Below are 19,413 nucleotides of genomic sequence, written 5' to 3'. Positions count from 1 at the left end.
CGCATATCAATTGGGATCAATGGTATTACTCGTTAAGTGTAACATTCGTACTGCCAAAGGATTGAGAATCGTATGTGATAATTATTTTTCCTTTACTAATAGGCTCGTAAGGTAATTCTTCTTCGTAATTACCATTATTTTCATTGTGAATAGAAAGCATGATTTCATCAATTTCTTTATTTGTATACTGATCTTTAATCGTTTCGGCAATTTGAAGTAGTGCTTCGGAACTAGAAGCTGTCGTAATAAGCATTCCTTTTATAACTTTTTTTTCATTATTTGTGGCATTGGAATAAGGGATGTTACTTTGTTTTGTATACAAAAGTTTGTATGGAACAGTTTTTCTCTCTGCTTTTGATATAGTGGAATATTTTAGAGTTAAAAAAAATCCTACACATAAAATAATGCATACCATAAGAGCAAACCAAATGCGTATTAGTGACATAACTCTCATTTTCATCCCTCTTTCATATCATTGACTTCACTATTTATCATACAAAATGAGGATTAAGATAGAGTAAATTTGAGGTAAAGAAACGTAAAGAAGGAGCACTTATCCTCCCAAATAAGTGCTCCTTTCTATATAAAGAGAGATTTAATGCACGGCTAAACGATACATATTATTATAAATATACTTATTGATTTAAAATTAGTAAATTCAGAATACGGATAGTGTTGCAGTTGTATCGCCTGTGTTAGGAATAGAAATAGTGTTTGCTGTAGGCTGTACAGCAATCGTTGTACCAGCTTGTAAAGTAACGATTGTAGAGAAAGAAACAGCACTACCGATAACGTTAGTTGAGAAATTACGAGTAGGTGGTTGGCCATTGAATGAAATACCGAATCCAAATGGTGAAGATCCTGGGAAAGTTGTAGACGCTGAGAAACTAATATCATATACGCCTGTTTCTAAAATTGTTAAAGTATCTGAAGTATCGTTGAAAGAGATATTAGTTAATTCAAAAACTTGATTGAATTGGATGTTTGTTCCAGGGGATATAGTTTGTGGATTTGAGTTTCCGAAAGCTGCGATAGTTACAGGAATTGGAGTACCCGCTGCTCCTGTTGCCCCCGTAGCGCCTTGAGCACCCGCCGGTCCCTGAGGTCCAGTAGCCCCTGTTGCTCCTCCTCCAAGGCAACCTGATCCGTATTGAACTAAGATAGTTTGGATCTCTGTTATGAGTTTAACTAGTTTGTCAATAGTACAACAATCTATTTTGAATAGCTTTGCGATATACAGTAAATAATTAAGCAAGCTTTGTAGTTCAACGTACAATGCTCCGCATGAGAAAGGTGTTGTTCTTAAAATAGTTAATAGATTAGCAATAATAGAATTTCCAATTTGTTTTTGTGCTGGAGACAAATCTAAGCAATTGAGGAATTTTTGTAGGTTATTTAGGGCGGCAATCAAGTTATCTATATTATATTTTGAGAAGGGTTTTGAAAGACAGCTTGAATAGCTTGACCAAGAGCTTGAAGCAGTCTAACGAATTCTGTAAGTTCGGACTTAGAGATGTTAATATGACTACAGGCTCTGACTTCGCAACAATCATTACCATAAAATACTTTCCCTTTATTTTTATTGTTCATCTTTTCATTCCTTTCTTTCATAGAATCAATAGTAATTACTATATATTAGAATGAAACTTATACTACATTCGTGATGGACAAACTACCATTTCTAAAAAAATAAGAAATTGGCTCATCTAGCCAAAATAAGTAAAATATAGAGAAGGTTTATATGACATAAAGAAGAAAAGTTCAATATAAAAAACTGCATGCCAATTGTTGGAGGTATTTAACAATTGGCATGCAGTTTGTGGAAGAGTACCTCATTTGTATTCATTCAATCTTTCTAGGGGTATTTTGGGTAAAATTGGAATTGAAATAGTGAAAGTTGTACCATCTTGATTACTAGTCATTTTTAATGTACCGTTATGATTTTGAATAATTTTCTTCGTTACTGACAAGCCTAGTCCTGTTCCTGAATCTTTTGTTGAGAAGAATGGATCAAAAATATAATCTTGAATAGCTGGAGGAATACCAATTCCGTTATCAGTGAAAGTGATTCGAATAAAGTTATCTAAGCGATAACTAGTGATTTGAATAGAAAGTTGTTTTTCACCTTGAGCATCGACAGCGTTCTGAAATAGGTTTAAAAAAACTTGTACAAGTTCATGACGATCAATATGAACTAATACATCATCTAATTCGGTAGAAAAATAATAATCAATTAAAATGTTATGTAAAAAGACTTCACTAGCTAGTAACTGTTGAATATACTCACGTAAAAATGTATGAATGGGAAAAGGTTCTCTTGTAAATTCACGTGTTTTTGAAATAGCTAAAAATTTTGTAATAATACTATTTGCACGATCTAATTCAGGAATAAGTAAGTTTTTAAATAATTCTTTATTAGATGGAGAAACACTTTCTTGTAAAAATTGTAAATAACCCCGTACTGTTGTCAGAGGATTACGTACTTCATGAGCAATCCCAGCTGCGATTCGTCCTGCTAATGAAAATTTTTCTGCATCACGTTCTGTGTTTAAATAATGGAAGACACTAATAACTCTAAAAATTTCTCCGTTATAATCCCGAATAATTCGATTGTTTAAAATACCATAGTTTTTGTCTAGCACTTCTTCATTATATATTTCTGTGCCCGTTCTTAATGTTTCAAGAGCTTTAATTTGTTCTTCTGGCAAGTTTAATAACTGTTGAATTGGCTTTCCAATTATATCATTTCGTACTACACCAAAATCATCTGCTGCAGCTTGATTACATAATGTAATATTCCCTTTATTATCAACAAAGGTTACATGATGTGAAAAAGCATCAAAAATATGAATAAAGTATTTTTCAAGTTGTTCAAATAAAAACAATGAATCACAAGTAAGTTGAAAATCAGCCTCTTTATTCTCTTTTTGTATGTTTTGAATGGAATGAGTCGTTCTTGTTTTCTTTATTTGTAAACCAATATGTGGATTTTTGTATGTGAAATGATGTGGTAATTGATTCACAAGTTCTTCATAAAAACGTACTTTATTTTCTAGTTCTTCTATTCGTTTTTCATGAGATACAATAGCATCGTTTGGAAGCATAAATAGATAACCCCTCAATTTAAAAATTCTTCCATTTAGTATATCATATTTTTATAAGGATACTCTTAAAGAAAGAGATACTTCATGTAATGGATTAGCCGAAGTATTTGAGAAGTGAGTAGAATGAATAGAAGATAGAGTTAACAAGGGAGGGATGCATTTGCTTTTCATTGGAGTGACAGGATGGGGAGATCATGATTCTTTATATATAGATCCCTATGAAAATAGAAATAAATTACGAACATATAGTGAGCATTTTCCTATTGTGGAAGTTGATAGTTCATTTTATGCGATGCAGCCTGCACGAAACTATACAAAGTGGGCAATGGAAACACCGAAAGATTTTTCCTTTGTCGTAAAAGCATATCAAGGAATGACGGGACACATGAAAGGAGAAATTCCTTATTCTACGTTCGATGAGATGTTTGATGTGTATAAACAATCTATTCTTCCTTTAATAGAAGCTAATAAATTAAAAACGATTTTATTTCAATACCCACCTTGGTTTGATTGTAAAAAGAAAAATGTAGATTTCCTTCGATATACGAAAGAAAAAATGGAAGGTTTACCGTGTGCCATAGAATTTCGAAATCAAACATGGTTTTATCCCGAAATGAAAGATAAGACGTTACAGTTTCTAGAACATGGGAAATGGATTCATACAATTTGTGATGAACCACAGGCTGGAATAGGTTCGGTACCACTCGTGTTAGAGGTTACGAATTCAGACATGGCACTTATACGTTTTCACGGTCGGAATGTTCATGGGTGGCTTGATAAAGGGGAAAATTGGAGAGCGGTTCGTTGCTTATATCGTTATAACAATAAAGAATTGGAAGAATGGGTAGAAAGATTAGAGCAATTAAAAAAGAAGACAAAGGACATATACGTACTATTTAATAATAATTCGGGTGGAGATGCAGCGGATAATGCGAAACAGCTTATGAAAATGATGAACATTACATATGGTGAGCCGAAGCCTGAGCAATTAAATTTGTTTGAATGATAATAAACAAGAAAGGCACTGTACAAACAGGGGGAATGTACAGTGCCTTTCTATATGAAAAAGAGGGGTAACAATGTTACTGAGCGTTTGGTTGATTCATCAATTGTTGGCTTCGTAATAAATGATAATGGTTATCATTATCATTGTCAATAGTTTTCCGAAAAATAAATAAAAAACTTTTTATGAGGCATGAATGCTAAGGAGATTCCTAATAAAAAGTTTTTAGGGGTAGGTTTCCAGTAAACACCTGATAAAGTATCAAAAAAAAGAACAGCAATTATTGCTGTTCTCTTCCAGTGACGAATTGTTGTAAATCAAAAGGAGTTATCGCTTGGATAAATTCTTTTGAGATAAGTGTTTGAACAAGGGTACTCTCAGAAATGGAAGCACCTGTTTTCTTTTCATAAGCTTGTTTTAATAAATCAAGTTTTTCAGCCGTATCTTTCGGTAATTCAATAGTTAATGTGTTCATAATTTCTCCCCCTTACTATTAGAGTACCACTACAATATAGGAGAGACAAGAAAATGTGAAACATAAAAAAGGTTACCATTTATAAATGGTAACCTTTTTTATGTATAAGAGTTATTAAGCAATACCGATATACTTTAAAGTTTTTGATGGAGTACTATGATCAAAGAAGTGTTGTAAAAATGCGATGTCAACACCTGATTTGTATGCACAATATCCCCAAGTTTTTCGAAGTGTATGTGAGCTAATCCCTTCTAATCCAACTTCTTTTGCAGCTTTGTTTAAAATATACCATGCATGTTGTCTCGTAATAGATTTTGTTCCTTTTTGAGACTTTAATAATGGTTCATTACGTTTCCAAGTTTTACGTTCTTTCATGTAATCTTCGATCGCGTGCTGTAAGTCTTCATTTACAGCAAACCATTTATGTTTCTTTACTTTTTCATTGTAAAATAAAATGGAATGGCGAACATTTTCATGTTCATCGATTACATCACTAACTTTTAATTGTAAGATTTCACTTACTTTTAAGCCAGAATTTACAGCTAATACGAATAATAAGCCATCACGTTTCGAAGATTGTAAAAGTATATTTTTGATAGTTTCTAATTGTTTTTCATTTTGAATAGGTTGTCCTGCTTGTTTCATTTCACGCACTCTCCTCTTTTATGTGTGTAAAGGAAAGGATTAACTTGTTTCTTACTATAAAGGGAGAGTGTGAATTTCATGTGAACTCCTAGTGAAATTAAGACAAATTATTTGACTTCTTTTACTTTTTGTAAATTAAAGTAGAATACAACACTATTAGTCGTATTATATACACCGTACTCGGCATGGTGGAGGTCTAAAATGTTTTTTACAATAGATAATCCGAGGCCAGTACCACCAGTATGACGGCTACGAGATGCATCTAAACGGTAGAAACGATCCCAAATTTTTTCAAGACTTTCTTCTGGGATCGGATTTCCCGTGTTTTCAATTTCGACTTTTACTGTATCTTCCATTGCTATAACGGAGACTTGTATTTTTTCTCCATCTGGCGTATAGCGAATTGCATTGCTAAGTAAGTTCACAACCACTTGCTCAATACGACTACGATTCGCTGTAACAAATATAGAAGAGTCTACATCTATGTTCACTTGTAAATGCTTTTCCTCCATACTAAATAATAACTTTGTATAGACTTGTTGAATTAATTCGCCGATTGAGAATGTCGTCATATCTAGTTTGTACGTACCTGACTCTAATTTTGCTAATTCTAACATTTCAACAATAAGTCTGTTCATGTTTTCAGTTTCTTCTAAAATAACATCTGTATAATACGTCGTATCTTTACTAACGCCATCTTTAATTCCTTCTGCGAAACTTCTAATTACACTGAGCGGTGTTTTTAATTCGTGTGATACACCAGAAATGAATTCTTTTCGCGTTTTCTCTAATTGACGTTCACGTTCAATATCTTGTTGTAATTTTGTATTGGCAACATTTAATCGATCGATTCGGTCTTTTAAGTTTACAGATAACGTATTAATACTACCGGAAAGCCCGCCAATTTCATCGTCTGCTGTCACAGGTAATTTCTCGCTAAAATCAAAATTGGCCATTTTCTTTGTGACACGATTAATTTTAATTAATGGTTTCACAATGATTTTTGAGTAGTAGAAGGATAACAAAATGATTACGAGAAAAACGATAATTAAGGCATAGACATAATAATCCTTTAGAACGAGCATTGCTTCGTTAACAGGTTGCAAAGATGCTATCGCAAAAGCGTATTCTTTAATCTTTCCATCTTCCATAATAGGTTTTACAAAGATACTATTCTTTATATTTTCTCCGCCATCTAGTATATAAGTGTTTAATTGCTGCGGATTAGAAGTGCCATCTCTAATAATTTCTGCAAAATATTGAACGGCTTGTAATGTTTCAAGATCATTTGCAAGACGAACATCCGCTTTGGATGGAAGCTGTAACTTAGATACAATACCAGTAAAATCAATTTGAGTTGGATTTTTGTATCGGTTTGTAAGTCTATTTTTAGAAGGATTGCCATTAATGGATTGAAAATCTGAGTTGACATGCTCGTTTTGCCATCGATTATAATTCGTCGTCAATTCTAGTGGCGTTATTATATTATCTTGTACAAAACCGACGACGTTTATCACTCCATCTTTTTTCAATCCTAAGTTTTCGAATTTATTATATTCTTCTGGTGTTAAAAGATTGTTGAGTGGAATGGAATATGTTTTATTATTTTTAGGATTAATGACATCAATGTAGAAATTATTGTCACTTTTAATAATTCCGTTAGAATTTAAAAACTGCATTTCAGCATTTGTTTTATCATGAAATTCTTGTTTTAGTTTTCTAATCTCCTCATAAGTTTTACCACTTTTTTCGTAAGTATCTACGAACTTCTCAAAAGCAGTTTGAACTGTTTTTACTTTTTTATTAATATAAAATTTCTCTAAAAATAAAGATTGTCCTAGGAAAAAAAGGAGGAATATGATTGTAAATAAAGTTGATGTTAATAAAAATAGTTTAAAGACGATACTTCTGTTTTTCACTGCGTCACCTCTTGTGAGAAATACTGAAAATGATTACTTTATTATAACAAACGTTACAAAAAAATAGAGGAGAAAATCTGTCTCTTTCGAAAGTAGTTTTTTATAAAAAGTCACATAAAAAGAACTCGACAGACGTATGACGAGTTCTTTAATGTATTATTGTTGAATTGCTGCATCTAAAGCGATTTCAATCATTTCGTTAAATGTAGTTTGACGCTCTTCAGATGTTGTTTCTTCACCAGTGAAGATGTGATCGCTTACTGTTAATACAGATAACGCATTTACACCGTATTTCGCTGCTAATGTGTAAAGAGCAGTTGTTTCCATTTCTACTGCTAGTACACCGTACTCTCCAAGTTTTTTAACCATGTCCATGCTTTCGCGGTAAAATACATCTGCTGTTAAAACATTACCAACACGAACGTGTAAGCCTTTTTCAGTTCCAGCATCGTAAGCTTTCTTTAAAAGGTCAAAGTTTGCAGCTGGTGCAAAATCAAAACCTGGGAATGTTAAACGGTTCATATTAGAGTCCGTACAAGCTGTCATTGCGATAATAACGTCACGTACTTTTACGTCTTTTTGAATGGCACCACAAGTTCCAACGCGAATTAAATTTTTAACTCCGTAGCTTTGGATTAATTCGTTTACATAAATAGAAATAGAAGGAACACCCATACCCGTACCTTGAACAGATACACGTTTTCCTTTATAAGTTCCAGTGAAACCTAACATACCACGCACGTTATTATAGCAAGTAACATCCTCTAGAAATGTTTCAGCAATATATTTTGCGCGTAATGGATCACCAGGTAATAGAATAGATTCAGCAATTTCGCCTTGTTTTGCTTCAATATGTACACTCATGAAAAGTCCTCCTTATAATGTATTGATAGAAATCAATATCATTTGCATTATACACTACGAATCCTTTCAATTAAAATCTTTTTATTATTTGTAATATGTGCAAAACAGGAGGATTTCATAAATCACAATCTAGAATATATAAGTAAGAAGTTTTGTATGAACAGAGACTATAAAAATGGTAGGTGATGTTTTGAAAAATCTTGTCATTGGACTCGTTGCTTTGCTATTTGTTGTAGTAGGCGGATTTTACATAAAGAAGTATCAGGAAACTACAGAGACTGTAGGTGATGTTCAGGAAGTGAAATGGGATGTGTCAAATGGAAAAGGAAATGAAAAAGTAGATATTTCGTTTCAATTACTAAATAATAAAAATAATGAAGTACGTGGTGTGAATGATCAAATTCGGGCAGTTATTGTAGACGGACAATTAAAACATGTACAGCAAATGAAGCCTACATTTGCAGGGAATGGATCATATAAGGTATCTTCCAAAATAGCGAAAGATGAAGGATATACAATATTTTTATATGAAGACAAAAACAAGTCTGTGAACTCATTTGCGAAGAAAGATTTTGGGAAAGAAATAGAGGAGAAAAATAAGAAAAAAGTAAAATTTCCAATTGATAATGTACTTACAAAAAAAATAGGGGAGTATGAAGTTTCTCTTTTATTTGGTGCATTGCATCCGAATGAGCCAGTGACGTTAACATTTCAATTCCAAGCGAAAAAGGGTGAAAAATTGAAATTACATGCAGAGAGAGGAGAGGTGGAGGCGCTTTATATCGTGGACGAAAAGAGAGAAAACTTTTTGTATGCAATACCTGTTGATACAGATGAGCAATTACAATATCGCATTACATTTCCTGTAGAAGGAACGTATAAAATATGGGGAGATTTCTATATAAACGGTAAGAAATATGAAAAAGAATTTATTGTACAAGTTCAAAAAAGAAAAAACAGCTAAATGTTTAGCTGTTTTTTCTTTTTCCTATTAATTTCGTTACAGAGAGCATTGTAATGGGTAAAGAGTGATTCTTTCTAAATGCTAAATATTTACCGCTCCATGCTGGTTTATATTTTTCTTTAAAATGTCGTAACCCGCTGAAACTATACGTATAACGAACATTATTAAAGATGGCAGCAGCAACCCGTTCAGACCAGAAAGATTGTGTCGATAAACCTACATTTGAAAGTGGTGCCATACCAATATTAAAGGAATGGTATTCATTTTCTTTCGCCCACTGGAATAGGTGGATGAAAATTGCATCCATAATGCCGCTAGGTGCATCTGGATAATATCGCATTAAATCAACAGACAATGATCCGTCTTGATATACGGGCATAAAGGTTGTAAATGCGATGATTTTTCCATCTGCATCAGATAATGTAGCGATAGGTGCTCGGCTAATATATTCACGATCAAAGTATCCGAGTGAAAAACCTTTCTCTTTTTTACCGCCGAGCCACGCATCTGAAACTTTTTGTAACTCTTCATATAGTTCATCTGAGAATGGTGGCTGGTGAATAGAGAATGTATAGCCTTCTCTTTCAAAACGGTTGAAAGTCGCTCGCATACCGGCGCGTTTTTTTCCTGTTATTGTAAATGTGTTCAAATCAACGACAGCTTCTTCACCAAGCTTAAAGAAGTTATAACCAAAATCATGATATAAACTCATCCATTTACTTTCGATTTGGTAGAATACACAAATGTATCCAAATCGATCAGCTTCGGCTAAAAACTCTTGTAACACAGTACGGTAGGAGGAAGGGTCACCAATTGGGTCACCTAGTACAACAAGACGTTTTCCAGTTATAGAGAAGAGAAGGAGCGCTTTCCCATCACTACTGAAGAAGAATTGTTTATCACCTAAAAATCCTAAATGACTAAGTACATTTCCGTTATGTTCCTCTAAAAAGTTTTGCAATCTTTTATCATTAGCTGGTTGCCCGGGAAATTCATTTCGATAACGATTGGCAATGAGTGAGCCAATCAGTAAAAAAGTAGGAACGAAAAAGGCAGCTGCTAATGCACTTCGTTTCACTTGCGTAATATTACGAACGACAAAATCAGGTTTAAAAGCTTCTTTTGCACCTGCAAATAAAATGCCTAAGTTTTTATATAAATATAAAGTTACAAGTAAGAATATAAAAACTTTTACTATATCAGAAAGTGAGACTTCCATTTTCTCGCGTACAAATCTTTTACGAAGCATATATAATACAGCGAGTACGATTAATAAAATAAATGTTTCTTCAATATCAATTCCTTTTAGCGTATTAAAGATGGCTGCTCCGATTAAAGAAATAATCGTCATATAGTAAGAACGCTTTGTTCCATAATATATCCCCCTTGAAAGGATTAGGAGGAGAATACCAAATGTTAGTGATAAGCTAAAAGAAAATTGAATAAGATGTTTTGGAGCTAGAATATGTAAGGCGTGTGCTCTGTTTATACTTGTCGGTAGAATGGTCGATAAAATAACCATTAGTCCAGCAAATACTGTTAAAGCAGCAGATGCCCATGAACCGAGCTTTCCGAGAAAGTCACGCTGCAAAGTCCATATAACACCAGTTGTTTCTAATGCAGGCGCAATAAAAGGTTTATCTTCAAACTTTTTAATGGCCACACCTGTCATTTCAAAAGCTGCAAAAATAAGACCAAGGCAGAAAGGTAAAATGTAATAGACGAGGCGATATAATAACATTGCAGGTAGTAATACGCCTGTATCAATGCCATATTGTCCGAGTCCAGTTAAAAAGACAAGATCAAATGAACCAAGTCCACCAGGCACAAGACTTACAACACCAGCTAAAGCAGCAATTACATACACACCTAAAAACTTTTGAAATTCGATATCGATGCCAAATAATATTAATATGACGTACATAACAATACCAGCAGATACCCACTCAACTAATGAAACTAATGAGTATAAAACAGTTGGGTTTTTCTCTTCTTCTCCTTCTTCTTGTCCTTCGGTTTGTTTTGTTTTTCTATTTTTCAGTTTAGAAAAGCCGATATATATAGGGACGAAAAGAGCAAAGAAGATAAGAACAGGCCATAGCCACGGTTTTTCATGCAAAATAAAACTTGTGTCTAATATTCCAATAAGACCGAGGAATGAAAGAATTGCGAGTCCGTTAATAAAAGCAGTTGTCATCCAGGCGATACTTTTAATCAGTTTGCCATTTTCTTTTATATATGGACGATAAAGCATTGTGCGTACACCCGCTCCAACGAGACCACCAAAGCCAATAAATCCATTTAAAGTATTAGCAATCCATGAGATGCGGAAAATCTTTTGGACTGGTATATCAGCTTTTAAATAACGAAGCATAACATAGTCATAAAAGAACATTGTTGATACGGCAAATGCGCCAAGTGTAATTGCTAAAAAGACTCCTCCGGTTGGAATGTTTTTAATTGTATTGATTGCTTCTAAAAAAGAAATGCCTGCTAATTCTTTTTTTGCTTGAAAGAATACAATTGTTAATACAACAAATGGGAAGATAAATTTCCCTATTTGTAAGAAACGTTTCCATGAAAACGACATAAATACAACTCTCCTTGTATAAGAAAACTGAGACAATAATATTATTATGACAAACTTCAAGAAAAATAAAAAGGTAAATTCCTGTATAAGGAAGCTATTTTTTATAAGAGGTATATTTAAAAGAGTATTTCGTTTGTCAGAAAATTAAGTTAAAATGAATTGAAAGAAGGAAGAGAGGGGAAGTAGATGATTATAATAGGTTATGCGGGGTACGAGTTAGAGAAAGCAAAACCTAATACATCAGAAGATTTTTTTAATAGATCTGAAGTGACATATATATTAAATAATAAAGAGAGAACGTTTTCCGTTTTATATGTTCGGTATTTTGAAGAAGTTTTACAAGAAATTACTCCTTTTGAAGGAAATCCAGTATGTAAAGTAGAAGAACAAGACATATATTTACGGGATATTGTAGCGATATGTTGTTTACTGAAAGAGAATGAGCTTCGCATGCAAAAACGTTTGTATTTAAATAATATAGAAGAATTCCAACAATATTTTGATGCGGGAACAGTGGTGAAAGTACAAGAAATATTGGCTGAATTACATAAAAATAAAAGAGTAGAAATAGCGTGAAATGGCAAAGGAGAGGGAAAAATGTCTAATCTAATGGTTGAAAATCATACAGAACAAGTTTCTATGTTTTTAGAAGATGTTATTACTTTGATAACCAATTATGTAAATTATCATACGTTACCTTCTTTATTAGAAGAGACACCAGCAGGGAACGAACAATATTATAAAGGGTTATTAGCATCAATGAGACGTCTTCTCGTTTTTTGTGAAGAAGGGCATGATGCATGTTTTGTTTTGTTAAATAGCCAGCCATTTCGAAAAACAGCAGCTGAAAAAATTTTATATAAAATTTATCATCAAGTAATTGCAGAGTTTTTTTCACCAAAGAGTGATCATTGGTATGAAAATAGTCGGTCTGCCTATACAGGGAAAAATTCCATCGTTTTTCAGCAAACGCCACCTGCATCTATAGAGCAAGTGATGAAGAGTTTAGAAGGTAAATTTCAATTGATGCGTGAAGAACTAGAATATTATGAGACGGATTACCAAACAAAGATGTTACACAAATATTAATTGCGAAAAAAGAAGCTAAGGGGACTTAGCTTCTTTTCCTTTTGTGCAGTTATATAAGAGATTTCCTTTGAATATATTTAAGGGGATAGCATTAAGGAGGTGTAACATGAGTCAGCAAGGTGTATTTACAGATTACTTTCATGAAGTAGAAAGTTGGTGTGAAAGTGTTCTTCACGTATTAGATAGCCGCGCAGTGGAAGTGTATGATGTCCATATGCTTGCTTATAAAATTCAAACGTTATTAGACCGTATGAAAGAGCATGAGTATGATACAGATGCAGAGTTTATGTATGAAATAAGTGATGATGTAGAACATATTCAGCATCATTTGCAGGAAGTATTCGTGCAGGGAGAAGAGGAATATGAACTATATGAAAGAGGGGATAGTGAACGAGCTGTTCCAATTGGAGGGCATACACTCCCGCCATTACCTTATCCGTATAATGCGTTAGAACCGTATATTTCTAGAGAAATTATGATGTTACACCATGATAAACATCATCGCAGTTACGTGGAAGGATTAAATAAGGCAGAGAAGATGATGGAAGAGGCGAGAAAAACAAATCAATTTGATCTAATTAAGCATTGGGAAAGAGAAGCGGCTTTTCATGGATCAGGCCATTACTTACACACGATATTTTGGAATAACATGAAAAAAGATGGTGGCGGAAGTCCAAGGGGTGCTCTTTCACAACAGATTGAACAAGATTTTGGGAGTTTTTTACGTTTTCAAAAACATTTCACAGAAGCAGCTTCTAAAGTGGAAGGATCAGGATGGGCGATTCTCGTTTGGGTGCCACGATCGGGAAGATTAGAAATTTTGCAGAGTACACTTCATCAATTATTTACACAATGGGATACGATACCGCTCCTTGTATTAGACGTGTGGGAACATGCGTATTATTTACAATACCAAAATCGCAAAGATGAATATATTAAAAACTGGTGGAATGTTGTAAATTGGCCTGATGTAGAAAAAAGATTTGAAAGTGCAAAACAAATTGAATGGACACCGTACTAGACGCAGGTTCTCTGCGTCTTTTTTATTGGAAGGAGAGGGAGATTTCGTTCATATTTTAAAAGGCCAAGCATAAACTTGTACAAAAAGTGCCAAAAGGACGTGGGGGGAAATATGAGACGAATTTGTGTAATAATCACGCTTCTTATTATGTACGCAAGCGTTATGCCAATTCCTACATATGCAAAGATGAATAGTAATGTCAGTGCTCGAAATGCTGTATTAATGGAGCAACAGTCAGGTCGTGTATTATACGGAAAAGCAGAACATGAGCCACAAAAGATTGCTAGTATAACGAAAATTATGACTGCCTTGTTAGCTGCTGAATCAGGAAAAATGAAAGAAATGGTATCGGTTAGTAATGAAGCAGTGAGAGTAGAAGGTTCAGCAATTTATTTAAAGCCTGGACAGAAAGTAAAGTTAGAGGATTTAGTATACGGACTCATGCTTAGATCTGGTAATGATGCAGCACAAGTAATTGCTGAAAATGTAGGAGGGAGTATAGAAGGGTTTGTATATTTAATGAATGAAAAGGCGAAACAAATTGGAATGAAAGATACTCACTTTTCTAATCCACATGGTTTGGATGGAGATGGATCCCATTATTCGTCGGCTTATGATATGGCACTTTTAACAAAGTATGCAATGGGGAACGAAACCTTTAAGAGGATTTTTGGGACAAAAACGTATAAATCAGATTCATGGGATTATCCGTGGAAAAACAAACATAAACTTGTGACGTCGTATTATGAATTTGCAACAGGAGGGAAAACAGGTTTTACGAAGAAAGCAGGACGTACGCTGGTCACAACGGCATCAAAAGATGGACTAGAGCTAATTGTCGTAACTTTGAGCGCTTCTAGTGATTGGGATGATCATATGAATTTATTTGATAAAGGTTTTGAACGTTTCAAACAAACGAACGTTGTAGGGCAAGGAGCTCTTGCTGAAATAACTGAAAAGAAATATGCCAATCATGTTTATACGAAAAATAGTTTTGCGGTGCCTTTAACTGAGCAGGAGAGAAAGAATGTCGTATTAAAAGTTGAACTCGATAAAAGTGCAAAACTTAAAGATGGCGTAAAGGTTGGAAAGACAGAAATTTATGTTGGCAATGAGAAAGTTGGAGAACGGAATTTATTTTATAGTAAACGAAAGTTAGTAGCTACAACGGGAATGTACTGGAATAATGTGAAAGAAATTTTTTCTCATATGATAGGTGTTGGGAGCGATGGTTAATCTCGTATGGGTAGCGATGGCAGTCATAGGGATTGTATATGCCATGATAAATGGAACGATGGAAGCAATAAATAAAGCCGTATTTGACGGGGCAAAAGATGCAGTAACAATTTGTATAGGACTTATTAGTGTATTAGTATTTTGGCTCGGTTTAATGAAAATTGCAGAGGAAGCAGGATTGTTAAAAAAGTTAGTGTCACTTTTTATGCCGATAGTAAAAAGGTTGTTTCCAGAAATACCAAAGGATCATCCGTCAATGGGATTTATTTTATCGAATATGATGGCAAACTTTTTTGGGTTAGGTAATGCAGCGACCCCTCTTGGTATTAAAGCGATGGAACAACTGAAAGAGTTAAATGGAGGGAAAGATTCGGCCAGTCGTTCTATGGTGACGTTTCTTGCATTAAATACATCAGCTATTACTTTAATTCCTACGACCGTCATTTCAATTCGAATGACTTATGAATCAGCGAATCCGACTGAAATTGTTGGGGTAACATTCATTGCACAAGTACTCTCTATGATTGGAGCAATCTGGATTGACCGCTATTTTTACCGAAGAAGGAGTAGAAAGGGGCGGAAAAAATGAGTATTGTAAATACCATTTCATTATGGGTAATCCCTTGTGTAATCGGTTTTATCCTTTTATATGGCACGATAAAGAAAGTGCCGACGTATGAATCGTTCGTTGAGGGAGGAAAAGAAGGGATTCAAATTGCAGTGTCCATTTTACCGTTTATGGTTGGAATGCTTGTATCTATTTCTATATTCCGAGCTTCAGGTGCGTTAGATGCAATGATATCTGTAATGAAGCCGATGTTAGATTTGATTCATGTTCCAGCAGAAATCGTTCCACTTGCACTTATACGTCCGATTTCGGGATCTGCTGGTTTAAGTATCACGACAGATTTAATTGCTACATATGGACCAGATTCGTTTATTGGAAGACTAGCTTCTACGATGCAAGGTAGTACAGATACGACTTTTTATATTTTAACAGTATACTTCGGAGCTGTTGGTATTAGGAAAATGGGAGATGCATTAAAGGTTGGACTGTTTGCCGATTTAATCGGAATTATTTGCTCAATTGTGTTTGTTTCTTTAATGTTTAAGTAATGCTATTCATTTTTTATGCTATTTCGCTTATAATATGTATACGACCACTATTAAGGTGCTGCTTAATAGTGGTTTTTTTATGCGGTATTTTTGACAAAATGATGAACTTTTATTGTGAGAAATATGAAAAAGATGGACAATAATAAAAGGTAAAAACATGATTTTACCTTTATATGTTTATTATCATCGCTATGTTGTTTAAGTAAGATGAAGCGAAAAGCCGTCAAGCGTATGCGGTTGCCAAGTCTTTCTAATGTAAGGTAAGATAAATTCGAGGTGAAAAAAAGAAATGGAACGATTACAAAAAGTGATTGCGCAAGCAGGTATTGCATCGAGAAGAAAGGCTGAGGAATTAATTCAGCAAGGAAAAGTGAAAGTTAACGGAAAAATAGTGAAGGAGTTAGGAACGAAAGTAACTCCTCAAGATAAAGTAGAAGTAAATAACATCCCTCTTGAAAAAGAAGAACCTGTTTATTTTTTACTATATAAACCAACTGGCGTAATTTCAAGTGTATCAGATGATAAAGGAAGAAATGTTGTAACAGACTTTTTCCCGGATATTACACAACGTTTATTCCCAATCGGACGCTTAGATTATGATACGTCTGGCGTATTATTAATGACAAACGATGGGGACTTCGCAAACGTATTAATGCACCCTAGATATAAAGTTGAAAAAACATATGTTGCAAAAATAAAGGGTCCACTAACAGGTGAGAAAATTCGCATGTTAGAACGCGGTGTTACATTAGAAGACGGAAAAACAGCACCAGCAAATGTGAAAATTATTTCTTGGGACAAGCGTAAAGAAATGGCGATTGTACAATTAACAATTCATGAAGGACGTAACCGTCAAGTACGTCGTATGTTTGAAGCTTTAGATTGTAAAGTAGTGAAACTAAAGCGTGAACGCTATGCTTTCTTAGAAGTAGGAAGCCTGCGACCTGGTGATGCGAGAGAATTGACACCACATGAGGTGAAACAATTACGCGCATTGGCTTCTACAAAGCCTCGCTAATCGATATTGTGAAACTTTCACCAGTGGAATGCTCCGCTGGTGATTTATTAAAAAATACATATATTCATCACTCGTCGAAGAGAGGGGAGACAATATGAAAAAAAATCGCTTATTATTTCGTGTTATTATTCTGCTCATTTTATGCGGTGCTGTAGGATTTACACTTTATCAAGGATATTTCACTGAAGAAGAGAAAATGCAAATCGGAAAAGAAGCACCTAACTTTGTTGTAACAGATTTAGAAGGGAAGAAAATTGAATTAAAAGATTTAAAGGGAAAAGGTGTATTTTTAAACTTTTGGGGCACTTGGTGTAAACCTTGCGAGAAAGAAATGCCATATATGAACGAATTATATCCAAAGTATAAAGAAAAAGGCGTAGAAATCATTGCGCTAGATGCAGATGAAACGGATATTGCTGTTAAGAATTTTGTGAAACAATACGATCTTAAGTTCCCGGTTGCAATCGATAAAGGTGGAGAAATTATAAAAACGTATGGAGTAATACCATTACCAACAAGCTTCTTGATTGATAAAGATGGTAAGGTGATTCAAGAGATTAAAGGTGAACAAACGAAGGAACAATTGGAGGAGTATTTAAAGAAAATTACTCCGTAATAAAGAAAGCCTTTACATACGAGGCGCTTACCTATAGCGCCTTCGGTTTAAAAATTCTGAGTATTGCGGTAACTCTAGGTTAGAATATACAATAGTACATATAGATACAGGGGCGGTGAGAGTATTGAAAGAAATTAAGTGTGAATGTGGACATGTGAATCCAATAGGAACCGTTTTTTGTGAAGCTTGCGGGAAACCATTTGAAAGCAATGAAAATATAAAACTATTGGATATGCGCTATGAGGGGAGTGCGCGGAGATCTCTCACGCAAACAAAAACGATAGTCGATAAAATTTGGACCTTTTTCTCTTCTGTAAAAGTGGGTGTATGGCTCATTGTAATCACTTTAGCTGCATCAGCGATAGGAACTATTTTTCCGCAAGAAATGTACATAACTCCAGGGATTGCACCAGCTGAATATTATAAACAAGAATACGGATTTTTAGGACAATTATACTATCAATTAGGATTTAATAATTTATACGGTTCGTGGTGGTATATGATTTTAATTGGTTCAATTGGTATTTCACTTGTGATATGTAGTTTAGATCGCGTCATTCCCCTGTATAAAGCTTTAAAAAAACAAGGGGTGAAAAGACACCCTAGCTTTTTAAAGAGACAACGATTATACGGAACTGGTACACCACAAGATGGTGATTTGGAAAAAATCCAAATGAATTTAAAGAAAACGAACTTTAACGTGAAGGTGGAAGACGGTAACATTTTAGCTGAAAAGGGACGGTTTTCACGCTGGGGTCCATATGTGAATCATATCGGTCTCATTATCTTTTTATTCGGTGCAATGCTTCGTTTTTTACCGAGTATGTACGTAGACGAAGCGCTTTGGTTACGTGATGGTGAAACGAAAGAAATACCAGGGACGGATGGGCAATACTATTTAAAAAATGAGAAGTTTATCAGGGAAGTTTATGATAAAAGTAAGGACAAGGAAGTTTATGATGAAGCGATTGATCGTGTAGGCGATAAAATGATTGCGAAAAACTTCCAAACGAATGCTGTATTGTATAAAGCGGTAGGTGAAAATATAGCAGGGCAAAGTCCGAAATTAGAAAAAGTAAAAGAAGCGGAAATTCGAGTGAATGAACCGCTGAAATTTGATCAATTCGCTGTTTATCAAGTGGATTATAAAGAAAATGAATTTAAAAGTATGTCCTTTAACTTGCAAAAAAAAGAAAATAATCAAAAGTGGGGACCGATTAAAGTTGATTTAACGAATCCTGCAGAAAAATATGATTTAGGAAATGGTTATTCTTTAGAACTATTAAGCTATTTTCCTGATTTTTATTTTGATGAGAATGGAAGACCAAATACAAAAACGAAATTACCGAATAATCCTGCATTTGTGTTTAAAATGTTTACGCCTGAAACACCAGATGGTGAAGTGAGTTTTGTTGGTATTCAGCAAAATATAGAACCAGATGGGAATAACAAATATAAAATGTCGTTTGCAGGTGTTGAAATGCAAAATGCAACAGCACTTACTGTAAGGAAAGATTTAACGCTTTGGATTCTCGGTATTGGAGGATTTATATTTATGGTTGGTGTAATTCAAGGAATGTATTGGAATCATCGCCGTATTTGGATACAACGCGTTAATGATGAATGGTGGATTGCAGGACATACAAATAAAAATTGGTTCGGTTTAAAGAAAGATATTGAAAGAGTACTAGAGGGTACAGCAATTCCGCAGCCGAGCGATAAAGTAGTCGATAAAAAAATTAGTTAAGGTGGG

General features: G+C 34.3%; 18 protein-coding genes and 1 pseudogene. 11 read left to right on the top strand and 8 right to left on the bottom strand.

Translation table 11 applies throughout. From position 1 onward, the window contains the following. Nucleotides 1–25 precede the first annotated feature (25 nt). The 3 genes and pseudogenes from QCI44_RS20810 to QCI44_RS20800 all read right to left on the bottom strand — a co-directional run bounded on the left by QCI44_RS20810 (nt 26) and on the right by QCI44_RS20800 (nt 3,104). On the bottom strand, nt 26–454 hold the full coding sequence (locus QCI44_RS20810; RefSeq protein WP_088083481.1) for a hypothetical protein: 429 nt from the start codon (nt 452–454) through the stop codon (nt 26–28). Nucleotides 455–658: 204 nt separating this feature from the next. After that, a pseudogene (locus tag QCI44_RS20805) lies at nt 659–1,611 on the bottom strand (Gly-Xaa-Xaa repeat protein). Between the two features lie 221 nt (nt 1,612–1,832). Further along, the gene (locus QCI44_RS20800; RefSeq protein ID WP_088083482.1) at nt 1,833–3,104 is read right to left on the bottom strand and encodes an ATP-binding protein; all 1,272 of its coding nucleotides are present in this window, start codon (nt 3,102–3,104) and stop codon (nt 1,833–1,835) included. Nucleotides 3,105–3,264: 160 nt separating this feature from the next. Between QCI44_RS20800 and QCI44_RS20795 the strand changes: the two genes are divergently transcribed. Then, nucleotides 3,265–4,110, top strand: a complete 846-nt coding sequence (locus QCI44_RS20795) for a DUF72 domain-containing protein (RefSeq protein ID WP_016133993.1) — start codon at nt 3,265–3,267, stop codon at nt 4,108–4,110. 277 nt (nt 4,111–4,387) lie between these two features. On the opposite strand, the gene QCI44_RS20790 is transcribed toward QCI44_RS20795, so the two are convergent. From QCI44_RS20790 to deoD, 4 genes are all read right to left on the bottom strand, one after another. After that, a complete protein-coding gene (locus QCI44_RS20790) occupies nt 4,388–4,582 on the bottom strand; it encodes a DUF3924 family protein (protein ID WP_016133994.1) in 195 nt (64 codons plus the stop codon). A gap of 114 nt (nt 4,583–4,696) precedes the next feature. Then, the gene (locus QCI44_RS20785; RefSeq protein WP_000806231.1) at nt 4,697–5,227 is read right to left on the bottom strand and encodes a tyrosine-type recombinase/integrase; all 531 of its coding nucleotides are present in this window, start codon (nt 5,225–5,227) and stop codon (nt 4,697–4,699) included. Nucleotides 5,228–5,334: 107 nt separating this feature from the next. Continuing rightward, nucleotides 5,335–7,146 (bottom strand): sensor histidine kinase, encoded by a 1,812-nt coding sequence (locus tag QCI44_RS20780; RefSeq protein WP_016133995.1) that lies wholly within the window; start codon nt 7,144–7,146, stop codon nt 5,335–5,337. Between the two features lie 156 nt (nt 7,147–7,302). Beyond that, nucleotides 7,303–8,010, bottom strand: a complete 708-nt coding sequence (gene deoD, locus QCI44_RS20775; protein WP_000110708.1) for a purine-nucleoside phosphorylase — start codon at nt 8,008–8,010, stop codon at nt 7,303–7,305. Between the two features lie 175 nt (nt 8,011–8,185). On the opposite strand from deoD, the gene QCI44_RS20770 reads away from it, so the two are divergent. Continuing rightward, nucleotides 8,186–8,974 carry a hypothetical protein gene (locus tag QCI44_RS20770; RefSeq protein ID WP_016088677.1) on the top strand — a complete coding sequence of 263 codons (789 nt, stop codon included), beginning with the start codon at nt 8,186–8,188 and terminating at the stop codon, nt 8,972–8,974. Between the two features lie 4 nt (nt 8,975–8,978). On the opposite strand, the gene mprF is transcribed toward QCI44_RS20770, so the two are convergent. Further along, a complete protein-coding gene (mprF, locus tag QCI44_RS20765; protein WP_016088676.1) occupies nt 8,979–11,564 on the bottom strand; it encodes a bifunctional lysylphosphatidylglycerol flippase/synthetase MprF in 2,586 nt (861 codons plus the stop codon). A 186-nt stretch (nt 11,565–11,750) separates the two neighbouring features. Here mprF and QCI44_RS20760 point away from each other — a divergent pair, with 186 nt between their 5' ends. From QCI44_RS20760 to resB, 9 genes are all read left to right on the top strand, one after another. Further along, nucleotides 11,751–12,140 (top strand): hypothetical protein, encoded by a 390-nt coding sequence (locus QCI44_RS20760; RefSeq protein ID WP_016133997.1) that lies wholly within the window; start codon nt 11,751–11,753, stop codon nt 12,138–12,140. Between the two features lie 21 nt (nt 12,141–12,161). Further along, nucleotides 12,162–12,653: a YpuI family protein gene (locus tag QCI44_RS20755; RefSeq protein WP_088083483.1), complete on the top strand. Its 492-nt coding sequence runs from the start codon at nt 12,162–12,164 to the stop codon at nt 12,651–12,653. Nucleotides 12,654–12,759: 106 nt separating this feature from the next. Further along, entirely contained in the window at nt 12,760–13,674 is a 915-nt protein-coding gene (locus QCI44_RS20750) for a superoxide dismutase (protein WP_016088673.1), read from the top strand. Nucleotides 13,675–13,785: 111 nt separating this feature from the next. Beyond that, on the top strand, nt 13,786–14,910 hold the full coding sequence (gene dacB, locus QCI44_RS20745; RefSeq protein WP_088083484.1) for a D-alanyl-D-alanine carboxypeptidase DacB: 1,125 nt from the start codon (nt 13,786–13,788) through the stop codon (nt 14,908–14,910). Then, on the top strand, nt 14,903–15,499 hold the full coding sequence (spmA, locus tag QCI44_RS20740) for a spore maturation protein SpmA (RefSeq protein ID WP_000247806.1): 597 nt from the start codon (nt 14,903–14,905) through the stop codon (nt 15,497–15,499). Before dacB ends, spmA begins: the two co-directional genes overlap by 8 nt. Further along, nucleotides 15,496–16,026, top strand: coding sequence for a spore maturation protein SpmB (spmB, locus tag QCI44_RS20735; RefSeq protein WP_016088671.1), 531 nt, complete (start codon nt 15,496–15,498; stop codon nt 16,024–16,026). The genes spmA and spmB overlap by 4 nt, the downstream gene beginning before the upstream one ends. Before the next feature lie 289 nt (nt 16,027–16,315). Beyond that, the gene (rluB, locus tag QCI44_RS20730; RefSeq protein WP_016088670.1) at nt 16,316–17,044 is read left to right on the top strand and encodes a 23S rRNA pseudouridine(2605) synthase RluB; all 729 of its coding nucleotides are present in this window, start codon (nt 16,316–16,318) and stop codon (nt 17,042–17,044) included. Between the two features lie 94 nt (nt 17,045–17,138). Next, nucleotides 17,139–17,660, top strand: a complete 522-nt coding sequence (resA, locus tag QCI44_RS20725; RefSeq protein ID WP_016088669.1) for a thiol-disulfide oxidoreductase ResA — start codon at nt 17,139–17,141, stop codon at nt 17,658–17,660. A gap of 124 nt (nt 17,661–17,784) precedes the next feature. After that, entirely contained in the window at nt 17,785–19,407 is a 1,623-nt protein-coding gene (gene resB / locus QCI44_RS20720) for a cytochrome c biogenesis protein ResB (protein ID WP_116349054.1), read from the top strand. Nucleotides 19,408–19,413 lie beyond the last annotated feature (6 nt).

The sequence above is a fragment of the Bacillus cereus group sp. RP37 genome (assembly GCF_040459695.1).
Classification (GTDB): Bacteria; Bacillota; Bacilli; order Bacillales; family Bacillaceae_G; genus Bacillus_A.
The sequence above is the reverse complement of the archived record's forward strand: the minus strand, read 5'-3'. Positions and strand labels throughout refer to the sequence as shown.